General features: G+C 66.4%; 1 protein-coding gene. It reads left to right on the top strand.

Going from position 1 to position 432, the window contains the following annotated elements; genetic code table 11:
- Window positions 1–432: TolC family protein (locus AACY08_RS30060; protein ID WP_339472727.1), on the top strand; the 432-nt coding region annotated here is incomplete at both ends.

The following is a 432-nucleotide window of genomic DNA, read 5'->3' as shown; positions in this document are numbered from 1 at the left end:
CACCCCGGCTGCGCTGGGCGTTCCCGATGGGTATTCGGTGGCCGCCGACACGCGGCCCTTGGCCAACATCACGACATGGTGGGCCAATTTCGACGATCCCTTGCTGGCCAGCATCGTCGAGCGCGCGCGCGTCAACAACCTCGATATCGCGCAGGCTGTCGCACGGTTGCGCCAGGCACGCGAAGCGCTGATCCAGTCGCGCGCGCAGTTGTTGCCGACGCTGAGTGGATCGGCGGGCTATACCCGATCGCAAAGCATTGTCGGCGGCACCACCACTTTGCCGGGCGGGGCGACGATCATCACCGGGCGCGGTTCCGGCGACACGCTGTCGGTCGGGCTAAGCGCGTCGTATCAGGCCGGGCTGTTCGGTGAGATCCGCGGGACCATCGATGCCAGCCGCGCGCAATATCAGGCGTCGGGCTTCAATTATGC

This window comes from Pseudomonas sp. EL_65y_Pfl1_R83 (genome assembly GCF_963970695.1).
Taxonomy (GTDB): Bacteria; Pseudomonadota; Gammaproteobacteria; order Pseudomonadales; family Pseudomonadaceae; genus Aquipseudomonas; species Aquipseudomonas tritici.
This window is presented reverse-complemented; position numbering and strand designations above follow the sequence as displayed.